Annotated in this window: 7 protein-coding genes; all 7 read right to left on the minus strand. The window is 66.6% G+C overall.

Going from position 1 to position 15,416, the window contains the following annotated elements; all coding sequences use genetic code 11:
- The coding region (locus tag DEU38_RS28735) for an Ig-like domain-containing protein (protein WP_258558154.1) at positions 1–991 on the minus strand (991 nt) is incomplete at its 3' end.
- 203 nt (positions 992–1,194) lie between these two features.
- Positions 1,195–3,195 (minus strand): Ig-like domain-containing protein, encoded by a 2,001-nt coding sequence (locus DEU38_RS25275; RefSeq protein ID WP_258558155.1) that lies wholly within the window; start codon positions 3,193–3,195, stop codon positions 1,195–1,197.
- Between the two features lie 106 nt (positions 3,196–3,301).
- A complete protein-coding gene (locus tag DEU38_RS25280; protein WP_114724133.1) occupies positions 3,302–4,717 on the minus strand; it encodes an Ig-like domain-containing protein in 1,416 nt (471 codons plus the stop codon).
- Positions 4,718–5,152: 435 nt separating this feature from the next.
- A complete protein-coding gene (locus DEU38_RS25285) occupies positions 5,153–6,397 on the minus strand; it encodes an Ig-like domain repeat protein (RefSeq protein WP_114724134.1) in 1,245 nt (414 codons plus the stop codon).
- A 250-nt stretch (positions 6,398–6,647) separates the two neighbouring features.
- A complete protein-coding gene (locus DEU38_RS25290) occupies positions 6,648–8,723 on the minus strand; it encodes an Ig-like domain-containing protein (protein ID WP_114724135.1) in 2,076 nt (691 codons plus the stop codon).
- A gap of 26 nt (positions 8,724–8,749) precedes the next feature.
- Complete coding sequence (locus DEU38_RS25295) at positions 8,750–11,071, minus strand: Ig-like domain-containing protein (RefSeq protein WP_114724136.1); 2,322 nt, start codon at positions 11,069–11,071, stop codon at positions 8,750–8,752.
- A 257-nt stretch (positions 11,072–11,328) separates the two neighbouring features.
- Entirely contained in the window at positions 11,329–15,252 is a 3,924-nt protein-coding gene (locus DEU38_RS25300; protein WP_181818941.1) for an Ig-like domain-containing protein, read from the minus strand.
- Between the last annotated feature and the right edge of the window lie 164 nt (positions 15,253–15,416).

Genomic DNA, 15,416 nt, shown 5'->3' on the forward strand with positions numbered 1-15,416 from the left:
TGTGGTTGCCGGCCGTGTCGAACGTGTGCTGCAACGTCGCCGTACCGTTCGACACCACCACCGGCGCACCGATATTCGTCGACCCATCCCTGAACTGCACCGAACCCTGAGCATTCGACGGCGTCACCGTCGCCGTGAGCGTCACCGCAGAACCCGTCAACGCCGACGCCGGAGCCGAAACCGTCATCGACGTCGCCACCGACACCGAAACCGACTGCGGCGCCGACTCCGACGCCTTCGCCTTCGCCGTCCCCGCAAACTTCGCCTGCAACGAATGCGCACCCGCCGACGACGGCATCCACGCGAACGTCGCCGCACCCGACGCATTCAACACACCGGTCCCGACCTTCGTCGCACCGTCATAGAAATCGACCGAATCACCCGCCACCGCACCGGACACCGTGGCACTGAGCGTCACCGACTGCCCCACCTGCACACCCGACACCGCAGCCAACGACGTCGACGTCGCGTTCTTCGCGACCGTGACCGTCGGACCCTTGTCCGCATACGTCCCCGAACCCAACGAACCGCTGTAGTGCACCGTCGTCATCAACGGCGTCTCACGCGCACAATCCGCACCCACCCGATACGTCACATCGTAAGTCTGCAAATTCGGCTCGATATGCGGGTACAACGCCCAACTACCCGTCACACGGGTGTAATCCGACTGCACCTCCGGAGTGATCGAACTCCCCGACAACCGAGCCGAACCCGCCACATACGTCATGCACGGAGGATGAATGTCCTTGATCGCCTGGATGTACTCCACCACACCACCGGTACGGTCGAACTGCGTCGACACCGTAACCTGATCACCCTCGTTCGGCGTCGTATTACTCACCGTCCGCGTGATCCGCTCACTCCCGTCATCCCACGTGACGGACCCCGGTGCCGCACCGGACACACCGGCACCCACCGTCACCACAAACCCCGCAGCCACCGCGGCGGCAGCCCCCGCCGCCACGGCCATCCGTTTTCTCGATCGGGCCATTTCCGTTCTCCCTTCAGAGCACTGTGCGGCCCCGAGGGATCTCGAAATCCCGACCGCTCATGTGATCGCGTTTTGACTACCACTCCCCCACGCCGGCCCGACACCGAGCGCAGAAGGTTTCGATCTTGTTGTACGACTGGGTCGGTCCGCTTCCGGACCACGCGAGGCCCTGCCCACTCGGAGCGAAGCCTCGCGTTGTCAGGTCAGGAACCGAACGGTGATCGTCCACCGCCCAGGGAACCGAGCGAACCGGTCCCGCCACCGTCGCCGCCACCGGATGCGGCGACCTGCACCGTCTGGGGCGCGGACGTCGATGCCTGCGAGCCGGATCCGCCGGAGTACACCGCGGTGATCACGTGTGCGCCAGGGGTGGTGAAGGCGTACTCGAGGACCGCCACGCCGTTGTTCACCGACACACCCGCGCCGAGAGGAGTTGTCCCGTCGTAGAACTGGACGGTTCCGCTCAGCTGATCGGCACCGGTCACGCGAGCCGAGAGGCTCGCGGTCCGACCCACGGTTGCAGTTCCCGGAACGGTCACCTCAGTGGTGGTCGCCGGATCGGTCGGATCCGGATCCGAGACCTGCACCGTGTGCGCGGTCGACGTCGATCCGATGAAGCCGGCGCCCGCGGTGAACACTGCTGTGATCGAGTGTGATCCCGAAGTCGTGAACGTGTGCTGGAGGCCGGCGGCACCGCCGTTCACGGCGACCGGATTTCCGATGTTGTTGCCGTTGTCCTTGAACTGCACGGTGCCCGACGCGTTGGCAGGCGTCACGGCCACGGACAGCGCCACAGCCGCACCCGTCTGCGCGGTCGGCTGGACGGTCAGCGCCGTGGTGGTCTCCACGTCCGCCGCGGGCGGGTTGGTCGCGATCACGTTCTTCGCCGTTGCGGTCGATCCGAGGAACCCGGTGCTCCCGGTGAAGACCGCAGAAACGCTGTGGTTACCTGCGGAGGTGAAGGTGTGGCTGAGCTCGGCCTTGCCACCCGACACGGTGACCGGAGATCCGATGTTGCTGCCGCCGTCCGTGAACTGGACCGTGCCCGCCGCGTCGGCCGGATCGATGTCCGCTGTCAACGTGACGGCGGTTCCGGTCTCCGCGGTGGGCGGAACCTGCAGCGTGGTGCTCGTCTGGACGTCGGGAGCGGTGACCGTCACCGGCTGCGGCGCCGATGTCGATTCCCCGAACCCGGCGCCGGACGTGAACGCTGCGGAGATGTCGTGGTTGCCGGCCGTGTCGAACGTGTGCTGCAACGTCGCCGTACCGTTCGACACCACCACCGGCGCACCGATATTCGTCGACCCATCCCTGAACTGCACCGAACCCTGAGCATTCGACGGCGTCACCGTCGCCGTGAGCGTCACCGCAGAACCCGTCAACGCCGACGCCGGAGCCGACACCGTCATCGACGTCGCCACCGACACCGAAACCGACTGCGGCGCCGACTCCGACGCCTTCGCCTTCGCCGTCCCCGCAAACTTCGCCTGCAACGAATGCGCACCCGCCGACGACGGCATCCACGCGAACGTCGCCGCACCCGACGCATTCAACACACCGGTCCCGACCTTCGTCGCACCGTCATAGAAATCGACCGAATCACCAGCCACCGCACCGGACACCGTGGCACTGAGCGTCACCGACTGCCCCACCTGCACACCACCCGACACCGCAGCCAACGACGTCGACGTCGCGTTCTTCGCGACCGTGACCGTCGGGCCCTTGTCCGCATACGTCCCCGAACCCAACGAACCGCTGTAATGCATCGTCGTCATCAACGGGGTCTCCCGAGCACAATCCGCGCCCACCCGATAGCTGAACTCGAAAGTCTGCGACTGCGGGCTGATGTTCGGATACACCGGCCAGTTCCCCGTCACCCGCACATAATCCGCAGCCACCTCCGGACCGGAAGTATTTCCACTGACATACGTGAAACAGGTCGGATGCAGATCCTTCACCGCCTGCAACCACTCGACCACACCACCCGTGCGCTCGAACTTCGTCGACACCGTCACGATGTCACCCTCGTTCGGCGTCGTATTGCTCACCGACCGCGTGAACTTACTACTACCGTCCTGCCACGACACCGAACCCGACGCCGCACCGGACACACCGGCACCCGCCGTCACCACGAACCCCGCAGCCACCGCAGCAGCAGCCCCCACCGCCACGGCCATCCGTCGGCGAGTCCTTCTGTCAGACATAGGTTTCCTCTCGACGACGGACTTCGCCGACCGCCATGGAGTGAGAAGTGGACCTCCGGCCCGGGACCGAGGTCCTGGGCCGGAGGGAAATCGAAACTCGAGGCGACTATCCGCCGAGCGAACCGAACATCGTGCCGAGCGAACCGGCACTGCCGGTGCCGCCACCATCGCCGCCGGTGCCTGCCGGCGCGACGGTGATCGACAGGTCATCGGACGAGGCATTCACGGTGCCGGCACCCGAGTACTCGGCCCGGATGACGCGCTGCCCCTGGGTCGTCGGGGTCCAGGTGACCGATGCGCGGCCGCTGCCGTCGACCGTGGCCGTGCCGATGACGGTGTTGCCGTCCTTGAAGGTCACGGTGCCGCCGGCACTCCCGGTGACCTGCGCCGAGATGGTCTGCGCCACACCGACCTGACCGTTGCCGGCCGAGACGACGGTGCCGGACTCGGTGTTGTTCACCGGCTTCGCGGCGACAGTCACGGTCGCGCTGGAGTTGGAGCCTGTGACTCCGTCCCTGCCGGAGAACTCCGCCTTGATCGTGTGGCTGCCGTCGGTCGTCGGCGTCCACGCGTAGGTGGCCTCACCGGCACCGTTCACAGCGACCTCGGCGAGGAGCTGTCCGCCGTCCGTGAACTTGACGGTTCCGCCGGCGGCGGCCGGGTTGACGGTGGCCTTGAGCGTCGACGCCTTGCCGACCTGGGCGCCCGAGACGGCGGCGATCGCCGTGCTCGACGGAAGGTCCGCCTGGATGACCTCGATACCCTGCACGGCTGACTCGGAAGCGGTGGCCCTCGCGGTACCGAGGAACTTCGCCTTGAGGTTGTGCGTGCCACGCGCCCCGGGCGTCCACGCGTAGGTGGCGGTGCCGTTCGCGTCGAGGGTTCCGGTGCCGATCTTGGCACCGCCGTCGAAGAAGTCGACGGCGTCGCCCTGCACGCCACCGGTCACCGTCGCGGCCAGAGTGGTTACCAACCCGACCTGGGCGCCGGAAACCTGCGCGAGCGTCGTCGACGTGGTGTTCTTGTTCACCGTGATCGTCGGGCCCTTGTTCGAATATGTGCCGCTACCCAGGCTGCCGCTGTAGTGCATCGTCGTCATCAACGGGGTCTCCCGAGCACAATCCGCGCCCACCCGATAGTTGAACTCGAAAGTCTGCGACTGCGGGCTGATGTTCGGATACACCGGCCAGTTCCCCGCCACCCGCACATAATCCGCAGCCACCTCCGGACCGGAAGTGTTTCCGCTGACATACGTGAAACAGGTCGGATGCAGATCCTTCACCGCCTGGATCCACTCCACCGGAATTCCGGTCCGCTCGAACTTCGTCGACACCGTCACGATGTCACCCTCGTTCGGCGTCGTATTGCTCACCGTCCGCGTGAACCGGCTGCTGCCGTCGTCCCACGTAATGGATCCCGGTGCCGCACTCGCCGCACCGACACCGGCAGTGACCGCGAATCCGGCGGCGACTGCGAAGGCACTCAGGCCGGCGAGTACACGACGGGTGTTCTTGTCAGACATGCATTTCCTCTCGACAACGAACCTCGATGAACATCGAACCCACGTTGCGGACGACTGGGGCGACTCGCGTGGTGGACATGGTTGTGCCAGTCAGAGGGCGTATCGGTATGACGATCCGAACACGCGGGCCGCGCGGCACTCCGCCGCTGTTCCCGCGGTCGACGAAGTGAATCGCGTCGTCGATCGGGCCATTCTCCGACTCCCCTCAGAGCACGGTCACCGTGGTTCCGGATCCTTGAATCACCGGGACCACGTGTTCTTCCGCCCAGGTGTCGGCCCGACTCCACACACCTGGCTCGTTCTTCTCGACCACAAACGTCGAGTGAAACGCGCCCCACTGTATCGAACAAACGTCCAGATCTGTGTGGAAACCGTTACCGCGAAAGATTCGAGGCCCCCTGCGCATGCGCAGGGGGCCTCGAATCGAGCATCGGATCAGGAGCCGAACGTCGAGCTTCCCCCACCGAGGCTTCCGAGGCTTCCGGTGCCGGGCGAGATGGGCGCGTCAGCGACCTGCACGGTCTGCGAGGTGGACGAAGAGCCCCTCACACCGGGTCCGCCGGTGAAGGACGCGCTGATCTGGTGCGGGCCGGTCGTGCTGAAGATGTGATCGATGCCGACGACACCGTTGCCGACAGGGATACGGGGTCCGATCGGGTTACCGCCGTCGTAGAACTGGACCGTACCGGTGAGCGGCGCCGTGCTCGAGACCTGCGCGCTGAGACGCACCGAGGTGCCGGCGGTCGCATTATCGGGAGCGGTCATGAGCGTCGCCGATTCCTTGGCACTCGGGTCCGGCGTGGACACCTGGACCAGACGCCCTGCCGCACTCGAGTTGGAGAATCCGGCGCTGCCCGAGAACTCCGCAGAGATCGCATGGGATCCGTCGGTCGTGAACGTGTGCGACATGCTTGCGATGCCCCCGGCCACCGGCACGGGCGCGCCGATGTTCGTGTTGCCGTCCTTGAACTGCACCGTGCCGGACGCGTTCGACGGCGTCACAGCCGCCGACAGGGTCACCGGTGCACCCTTGTCGGCCGTCGGCGGAACCGTCACCGCGGTGGTCGTGTTCGTGACCGGCTGCTGCACCGACAGGTTCAGCTGGTTGAGAGGGTTGTAGACCTGGGTGGAACCGAACGTCTCGACGTTGAACGCCATGCCGGTGTTCCGGGGACCCGGTTGCGCGTTCGCCGCCACCTTGTAGGTGAACGTCAGCGTCACGCCCTTGTTGATCACGGCCATCTTCCCGGCAGGACCCATCGCCGTTCCGTGATCTGTCCACCACAGCTTGACAGCGCCGGAGGGATTCTGCGATCCAGGCCCGTCGAACTGGGCGGGAGCGTTCCAGGCGCCCATGAGCGGGCCACCCCGCCACGCGTTTGCCTGGACTTTCTGCAACTCGTAACCCGCCGGCGGGTAGTCGGTGAAGTCCCGGAGGTAGCGGTCCACTCCGCCGTCCCGCTCGATCACCACTGTCGTCGTCACCGTGTCGCCCGGGAACGGGTTGGGATTGTCGACTGTCTTGGTCGCCTTGATGTTCGACGTCGTCACCGTCTGCGACACCGGATCGGCCGCAGCGACGCCGCCGCCGAGGACCGCCTGTCCGACTCCGAGCGTGGCGACCGCCATCGCCCCGACGAGCATCTTCGACACGGTTCTCCGCATCACCGATCGGGCCATTCCGACTCCTTCCAGAGCGTCCACCCCGCGCGTCGGTGGGGACACCGACTCCACGCAGCGCATACGAACGCATGTGCAAATGATTCGTCGACCGCCGGCCCGACTCCAACGTTCGACCGTGCTCGATGTGCCGCAATGGCACTCGGAGCCCGTCTCGATCTTTATAGAACAAACGTCCAATATCAGCGAGTTTTCGTTACACCCGCCCGAGGAGGACGGCGGATCTCGCCGCCGCCCTCCTCACGGATGCTTACGACCCGAAGCTCGGCAGACCCGCGAGGCTGCCCGTGCCGGTGGTGCCGCCGGGTGCCGTTTCGGTCGAGGTGATCTCGACGACGCGCACATCCGACGACGAACCCTTCAGGCCTGCCGCACCGGAGTAGACCGCGGTGATCCGGTGGGCACCGGACGTGGTGAACGCGTGGTCCCGCGTGGCGACGCCGTCGACCAGTTCGACGGCCTCCCCGATCGGCGTGTCACCGTCGAAGAACTGGACGGTCCCGTCGACGGGGCCCGACGACACCACCGAGGCCCACAACCGGACGGTGCTGCCACTGGCCGCGCCGGCCGGAACTGTCAATGCCGTCGCGGTGTCGGCATCGGTCGGCGCCGGTGCCGTCACGTTCACCATTCGGGTGACGGCCGTCGACCCGTCGAGCGATGAAACTCCGGAGAACACTGCGGAGATCGCATGTGCACCAACGCCACTGAACGTGTGTGGCAGCCTCACCACACCGTCGGTCACCGCGATCGGGGCGCCCAGATCGGCCCCGCCGTCGCGGAACTGGACCGTGCCACCGTCGACGGCGACACCGGCCGACGTCCGGACCGTCGCCCAGAGATCGGTGACGACGCCCGACTTGGCCTCGCCGGGCACACTGAGCAACGTCACCGTTCCACGGGGCGACACGACGGGATCGGTCACCGAGACGGACTGCGGCGGCGACGTCGACGGCTCGAATCCCGCTGCGCCCGAGTACGTCGCGGTGATGCGGTGACTGCCGACGGACGTGAAGGCGTGGTCGAGCGTCGCAGCGCCGTCGACGACGGCGATAGGGCCGCCGATGGCGGTGGCGCCGTCCTTGAACTGCACGGTTCCGCCGGTCGGCTTCGGGCTGACCGACGCCGACAGCGTCGCCGCGGCACCGGTCTGAGCGGCCGACGGCGCGGTGACCGTCGTCGTGGTCTTCAGATCCGGATCGGTGACCGAAACCAGCTGCGGCTCAGAGGCGGACGAAACGAAACCGACGCCGGTGAAGGCCGCCGTGATCGGATGCGTGCCCGCCGAGGCGAATGTGTGAGACACCTGAGCTGTGCCGGCGGTGACCGGAACCGGTGCACCGATGTTCGTGTCGCCGTCCTTGAACTGCACCGTGCCGGAGGCGATCCCGGGCTCGACCTTGGCGGTGAGGTTCACGGCGGTGCCGGTGAGGGCGCTCGGTGGCACCGTCGCGGTCGTGGTGGTCGGGACGTCGGCCTCGGCGACGGACACCGACTGCACGCCCGACTCGGATCCGTTCGCGAACGGCGTGCCGGCGAACTTGGCCTGCACCGACCGCACTCCGGCCGTCGACGGCGACCACGCGAAGGTGGCCACACCCGACGCGTTCAGCTGACCCGAACCGACCTTCGCCGGGCCGTCGTAGAAGTCGACCGGGTTGCCCTCCGCGCCACCGGTCACGGTTGCACTCAAGGTCACCGACTTCCCGACCTGCGCACCCGGCACCGCGGCCAGCGCCGTGGTGGTGGTGTTCTTCGCGACTGTGATCGACGGACCCTTGTTGTTGTACTCCCCCGAACCCAGCGATCCGCTGTAATGCATCGCCGACGTCAACGCCACCCCACGCGCACAGTCCGCACCGACGCGATACGAGAACTCGAACGTGTGCGGCTTACCGTTGATCAACGCGCCCACGGGCCATTCCACGGACGACCCCTGGACCCGTGCGAAGTCGGCGCCCTGGCTCTCCAACCCACGCACCGAACCGTTCACCTTCGCCGACCCGTCGACATACGTCAGGCACGTCGGATGAAGATCCTTGACGGCATAGATGTACTCGCCGGGAATCGCCGTCCGTTCGAACTTCGTCGAAACGGTGATGACGTCGCCCTCGTTCGGCGTCGTGTTGCTCACCGTCCGCGTGAACTTGGTGCTGCCGTCGTTCCAGGTCACCGAGTCCGACGCGGCACCGGCCGTACCCGCGCCGAGAACGACGGTGAGCCCCGCCGACAGCGCGGCCACACCCGCGGCGGCCACCAGCCTCCGCTTGGTCCTACTCGACATGCCCATCTCCCGTTCCTCGTGCCACGTCGTCGTTTTCGTCATTCGCTCGCGCATCGTTTCGTTTCCGCTCACGAGCCGAAGGCCGGGATGGCGATGCTGCCGGTGGTGGTGCCACCGCCGGTGGTGCCGCCGGCTTCGGTGACCGCCAGAGTTCCGGAAGTCGACGTGGCGGCGATGAATCCCTCCGCGCCGCTGTACTTCGCGGTGATCGAGTGGGCACCGGTCCCGGTGAACGTGTGCGCGAGCGTCGCGCGCCCGTCCACCAGGTCCACGGCCACACCGAGGGGCTTGTCGCCATCGAAGAACTGCACGGTGCCGTGCGGGGTCCGCGGCGCGATCACGCGCGCGGTGAGAGTAACCGGGCTCCCGGCCGTGCCGGACGCCGGAATCCCCAGCTCGACAGCCGTCGCCAGGTCGCTCACGGCTGCCGCAGTGACGTTGATGCCCTGAGTGTCGGTGGTGGAGGTGCCGTAGGCTCCCGCGCCGCTGTAGACGGCCGAGACCGCATGCGTGCCGGCGGTGTCGAATGTGTGCACCAGCTTGGCAGTTCCGCCCACGACCGGCACCGGAGAACCGAGATTCGTCGCGCCGTCACGGAACTGCACCGTGCCGCCGTTCGACACCTCGGTGCCCTCGGGCAGCTCGAAGACCGTGGCCCACAGCTCGATCGGCGCGCCCGTCTTGGCCTCACCGGGAGCGTTGAGCAGCGTCACCGTACCGATGTTCGACGCCGTCACGGCCACGTTCACCGGCGAGGCGCTGGAGCCGAGGGAGCCCACACCACCGCTGTAGACCGCGGTGATCGGATGCGACCCGCCACGCGCGAACGTGTGGGCGAGCGTCGCGACACCGTCCGAGACGAGCACCGGAGAACCGAGATTGGTTGCACCGTCACGGAATTGCACGGTGCCGTCGAGAGGTGCCGGGGACACCGTCGCCGAGATCGTCACCTCTGCGCCGACCTCGGCCGTCGAGGGTGCCGTGACGACGGTGGTGGTCGCGACCGCGTCCGGCATCGGCTCGGACACCGTCACCGTCCGGTTGCCCGACATCGAGGGCGCGAATCCGGTGCCGCCCGAGAAGCTGGCGCTGATGCCGTGCGCACCCGTCGTGGTGAAGGTGTGCGACAGCGTCGCGATCCCACCGGCCACCTGGACCGGCGCGCCGATGGCGTTGCCGTTGTTCGTGAACTGCACGGTGCCCGACGCGGTGGACGGCGTCACCGCGGCCACGAGATCGACGGCGAGGCCGGTGGTTGCGTTCGGCGGCACCGTGACCGCCGTCGTGGTGGCGGCTACGGGCGGCGTGACCGTCACGGTTCGAGCCTCCGAAGTCGACGACGCGAAGCCGGATGCGCCCGAGAACTCGGCGGTGATGCTGTGCGCACCGAGCGAGCCGAACGCGTACGACAGAGCAGCCGAACCGTTGGCGACGGGTACCGCCGCGCCGATGGCGTTGCCGTTGTCCTTGAACTGCACGGTTCCCGACGCGTCCGCGGGCGAGACCGCGGCAGTCAGCTGGACGGCGGAACCGGTCGCGGCGGTGCTGGGCACGGTCAGCGCCGTCGTGGTGGCCGCGTCGGGCACGGTGACCCGGATTGTCGCGAGCGGACCCGCGCCCGCGTTGAGGCCGCTGGATTCCCCGTTGCGCGGGCTACAGCGCGTCGGCGCCCACTGCACGCCCAAGAACGACGCCTTTGCAAGCTGGGTACTGAAGTTCTTGTCGTTGTTGTAGCTGCCCGCGTCACCACTCGTGCGGATCTTCGGCTGGATGACACCGGGCTGCCCGGCGACCATCGTGACATCGATCGCCGGCATCTGGAACCAGGAGTCGCCGTTGCCGTTGGGCGTGCCGTTGATGTTCTTCTTCAGCTTGGGGGCCAGAATGCCGCCCTCGCTGTTGGTGCTGTTGGAGGCGCCGTTTCCGATGACCTCGTTGTTGCCGGAGATCCGAAGAATCGTGCCGTTCGGGTCGACGGTTCCGCTGTCGTTGACCCGGATGACGCTCGGTGCGACGCCCGAGATGTTGACCGCGGAGTTCCCCACGATCGACGCGCTGACGAACGTCGCGTTGGTGGGGATCTCGAAATCGTTCTTGAGGCGCGACAGGTTCGTCGTGGACGCACCCGAATCGGAGTCGGGGAACGACTGCGCGTTCGTCTGCATGCGGAAGGTGAACGTCTCACCCGGCGCGACGCTCGCGGGACTCGTCACCGTCACCGAGGCGGCGGGAGTCTTGGTCACGTTCATCGTCGCCGTGGCCCGGCATGTGGTGGTGAACTCGACCGTCGACGTTGCGGCCGAAGCCGGTTGGACGATCAGTAACGGCCCGGACAGCACCACGGACCCGGCGAACGCGACAGCGCAGCGCCTCCGAAACGAGGAACTCATCAAACTCCCTGAACAAACAGTCGAAGGGCGCCGCGGCTGCAGAGCTCCCGAGCCGGAAGGATAGACCCTCCCACTGGAACGTGTGTCAGTTTTCTAAGTCAAACGTTCAGTTAGCCATTTGACGACAACGACCGAACGAACGAACTGGTCGGATGCTGTTCTTTCGCTACACGAAACAAGGAACTATCCGCCGGTGAAGGACGAATGGCCCCCTGCCCGATACCGGGCAGGGGGCCACTCACTCAGGAGCTACGGAGTCAGGAACCGAACAGTAGGCCGCTCAGGCTGCCGAGCGAACCCAACGAACCGTTACCACCGTCACCGCCGCCGGACTGCGCGACGTCCAGCGTCTGCACCGGCGACGTCGAACCCTGCACGCCCGGGCCGCCCGAGTACACCGCGTAGATCTGGTGCGGCCCACTCTGAGTGAAGGTGTGCACCAGTTCGGCGACACCGTTCACCACCGACACCGGCTGACCGATCTCGACACCGCCGTCGAAGAACTGGACCGTGCCCGGCAATGTCGGAGCACCGCCCACCTGGGCAGTCAACGTGAACGCGGTACCCGCCGTTGCCGACTGCCCCGACGCGATCACCACCGTCGACGGCACGTCGGTCGGATTCGGCGCGGACACCTCGACCGGATGCGGCGTCGACGTCGAAGCCGCGAACCCGGCACCCGGAGCGAATACCGCGGTGATCTGATGCGTCCCTACCGTGGTGAACGTGTGATCGAGCGTTGCCGCACCGTTCGACACCGTCACCGGCGAACCGATCTCGATGCCGCCGTCACGGAACTGCACCGTGCCCGTCGGCACCGCCGTCCCGGACTGCGCCTGCACCGTCGCCGAGAGAACCGTCTCGATGCCCGTCGTGGCCGTCTCCGGGGAACCCACCACGGTCACCGTCTCGACATCGATCGGGGCAGGATCGGAAACCGTGATGCTCTGCGTCGCGGCCGTCGAGCCCTCGAATCCGGGCGCGCCCGAGTACACCGCCGAAACCGCGAACGATCCAGCCGAGTTGAACGTGTACGGCATGCCCGCGTGGCCGCTCGCATCCACAGTCACCGGAGCGCCCGCATCGGCACCGGCCACCTTGAACTGCACGGTTCCGCCCGTCGGAGCCGGCGACACCGCCGCCGACAGCGTCACCTGCTGACCGGTCTCGCCGGTCGCGGGAAGAGTCACCGCCGTGACGGTTTGTGTATCCGGGACAACCGGATTCGTCACCGCGATGCCCTGCGGGGCAGCGGTCGAGTTCGTGAATCCGGCAGCGCCGGTGAACTCAGCCGACACCTGGAACGAACCAGCAGCACCGAACGTGTACGGCAGCGTTGCGGAACCACCCGACACCGCCTGCGCGGTTCCGACCGGTGCGCCGTCGACCTTGAACTGCACCGAACCCTGGGCATTCGACGGACTAACCGTCGCCGACAGGTTCACCGAAGCGCCCGTCTCCGCAGAGCCCGGAGCGGCAACCGTCAGCGACGTCTTCTGATCAGGATCCGTCACCGTCACCGACTGGGCCGCAGCCGACGAATTCACGAAACCGGGGCCCGCCGCGAAATCGGCAGTGATGCTGTGGGCGCCCGACGTAGTGAAGGTATGCGGCAGAGTGGCAGCACCGTTGACGACGGCTACCGGGGATCCGATGTTCGTGCCGTTGTCCTTGAACTGAACCGTGCCTGCAGCATCCGATGGCGACACCGTCGCCGTCAGATCAACCTCGGAGCCGGTCTGAGCCGAACCCGGAACCGCCAACGACAACGACGTCTCCTGATCGGGGTCGGTGACCGTGATGTTCTGCGCCGTGGCAGTCGAGTTCGTGAACCCGGCAGCACCGGTGAACTCCGCCGTCACCGCATAGGTTTCAGCGGCATTGAACGTGTACGCGTACGTCGCCGTACCACCTGACACCGTCACCGGGCCACCGACAGCAGTGCCGTCCACCGAGAACTGCACCGTGCCTGCAGCATCCGACGGCGTCACCGTCGCCGCCAGATCAACCTGGGCACCCGTCTCCGCAGAAGCCGGAACACCAACCGTCAGAGACGTGGTCACATCGGGATCGGTCACCGTCACCGACTGGGCCGACGCCGACGAATTCACGAAACCGGGCCCGGCAATGAAATCGGCCGTGATGCTGTGCGAACCAGCCGTCGTGAACGTGTGCGGCAAGGTCGCCGAACCACCCGACACCGACACCGGCGAACCGATATTCGTGCCGTTGTCCTTGAACTGCACAGAACCCTGAGCATCCGACGGAGACACCGTCGCCGTCAGATCAACCTCGGACCCCGTCTGAGCCGAACCCGGAACCGCCAACGACAACGACGTCTGCTGATCGGGATCCGTGACCGTTACCGACTGTGCGGTGGCAGTCGAGTTCGTGAACCCGGCAGCACCGGTGAACTCCGCCGTCACCGCGTAGGTTTCAGCAGCGTTGAACGTGTACGGCATGGTCGCCGAACCACCAGCAACCGGAACAGCTGCACCGACGTTCACACCATCAACCTTGAACTGCACCGAGCCCTGCGCATCCGACGGAGACACCGTCGCCGTCAGATCAACCGACGAACCCGTCTCCGCGGAAGCCGGAACACCAACCGTCAGCGCCGTCTCCACATCGGGATCGGTCACCGTCACCGACTGCGCCGACGCCGACGAATTCACGAAACCGGAACCGGAACCGGCAATGAAATCGGCCGTGATGCTGTGCGAACCAGCCGTCGTGAAGGTGTGCGGAAGGGTAGCCGTGCCACCGGACACCGTCACCGGCGATCCGATGTTCGAACCATTGTCCTTGAACTGCACCGAACCCTGCGCGTTCGACGGAGACACCGTCGCCGACAGATCCACCGAAGCGCCCGTCTCAGCAGAAGCCGGAGCCGCAACCGTCAACGACGTCGCAACATCAGGATCGGTGACGGTGATCGACTGCGCCGCAGCGGTCGAACCCGTGAACCCGGCAGCACCCGTGAACTCAGCGGTCACCGAATACGAACCAGCAGCACCGAACGTATGCGGCAGCGTTGCCGAACCACCCGACACAGGAACCGCCGCACCCGCCGGAGACCCATTCACCGAGAACTGCACCGAACCCTGAGCATTCGACGGAGACACCGTCGCCGACAAATCCACCGACGCACCCGTCTCAGCAGAAGCCGGAGCCGCAACCGTCAACGACGTCGCCACATCAGGATCCGCGACCGTCACGGTCTGCGCCGCTGCCGACGAATTCACGGAACCGGAACCGGCCACGAAGTCGGCGGTGATGCTGTGCGCGCCGGTAGCTGTGAAGGTGTGCTGCAGCGACGCCTGGCCACCGGACACCGTCACCGGGGATCCGATGTTCGAACCATTGTCCTTGAACTGCACCGTGCCCGACGCGTTCGACGGCGTCATCGCCACGGACAGGGTCACCGGAGTGCCGGTCACGGCAGTTCCCGGGACCGACAAGGCGGCGCTGGTTGCAACCGGGGCGTTCACCTGCACGTTCTGCGCGGCGGACTGCGACGAGGCCGCGATCGCCGTGCCCGGGAACTTCGCCGTCAGACTCCGGGCACCCGCCGTGGTCGGAGTCCACGCGTAGGTCGCGACACCCGCCGCGTTCGACTGGCCGTCACCGAGCTTCGTTGCACCGTCGTAGAACTCGATCGTGCTGCCTTGCGCCACGCCGGTCAGCGTCGCACTCAGAGTGACCGCCTGCCCCGTCACGATCGGATTGGGCACCGCGGCCAACGTCGTGGTGGTGGCGTCCTTCGCGACGGTGATCGTCGGACCCTTGTCCGTGTAGGTGCCATCGCCCAGTCCGCCCGAGTAGTGCATCGTCGTCATCAGCGGAGTCGCACGGGCACAGTTCGCGCCCACTAAGTAGTTGAACTCGAACGTCTGCGACTTCGGGCTGATGTTCGGATACACCGGCCAGTTCCCCGTCACCCGGACGTAGTCCGCGGCGATCTCAGGACCGGAAGTATTTCCACTGACATACGTCATACAGGTCGGGTGGAGGTCCTTCACCGCCTGCAACCACTCCACCGTACCGCCGGTGCGCTCGAACTTCGTCGACACCGTGACGGTCTCCCCCACCGACGGCGTGGAGTTGCTTACCGTCCGCGTGAACTTGCTGTTGCCGTCGCTCCAGCCGACCGACGCCGGCGCGGCACCAGCCGCCCCCATGCCGAGGCTCGCCGCGAAGCCCGCGGATAATGCGAAAACACTTATACCGCCGACTATTCGGCGTAGTCCCCTGCCAACCATGCACTTCCCTCTCGACGACGACTCGACGGCCGCCAACTCAACGGATCAGGTACGACCTGGGACATCGCGCTGAGGGGATCGAG

Source organism: Rhodococcus sp. AG1013 (genome assembly GCF_003350365.1).
GTDB lineage: Bacteria > Actinomycetota > Actinomycetes > Mycobacteriales > Mycobacteriaceae > Prescottella.

Excerpts from the sequence above, each read along its gene's own strand:
- DEU38_RS25275 (WP_258558155.1), bottom strand. The coding sequence starts at position 3,195 with ATGTCTGACAGAAGGACTCGCCGACGGATGGCCGTGGCGGTGGGGGCT.
- DEU38_RS25280 (WP_114724133.1), bottom strand. The coding sequence starts at position 4,717 with ATGTCTGACAAGAACACCCGTCGTGTACTCGCCGGCCTGAGTGCCTTC.
- DEU38_RS25285 (WP_114724134.1), bottom strand. The coding sequence starts at position 6,397 with ATGGCCCGATCGGTGATGCGGAGAACCGTGTCGAAGATGCTCGTCGGG.
- DEU38_RS25290 (WP_114724135.1), bottom strand. The coding sequence starts at position 8,723 with ATGACGAAAACGACGACGTGGCACGAGGAACGGGAGATGGGCATGTCG.
- DEU38_RS25295 (WP_114724136.1), bottom strand. The coding sequence starts at position 11,071 with ATGAGTTCCTCGTTTCGGAGGCGCTGCGCTGTCGCGTTCGCCGGGTCC.
- DEU38_RS25300 (WP_181818941.1), bottom strand. The coding sequence starts at position 15,252 with ATGGGGGCGGCTGGTGCCGCGCCGGCGTCGGTCGGCTGGAGCGACGGC.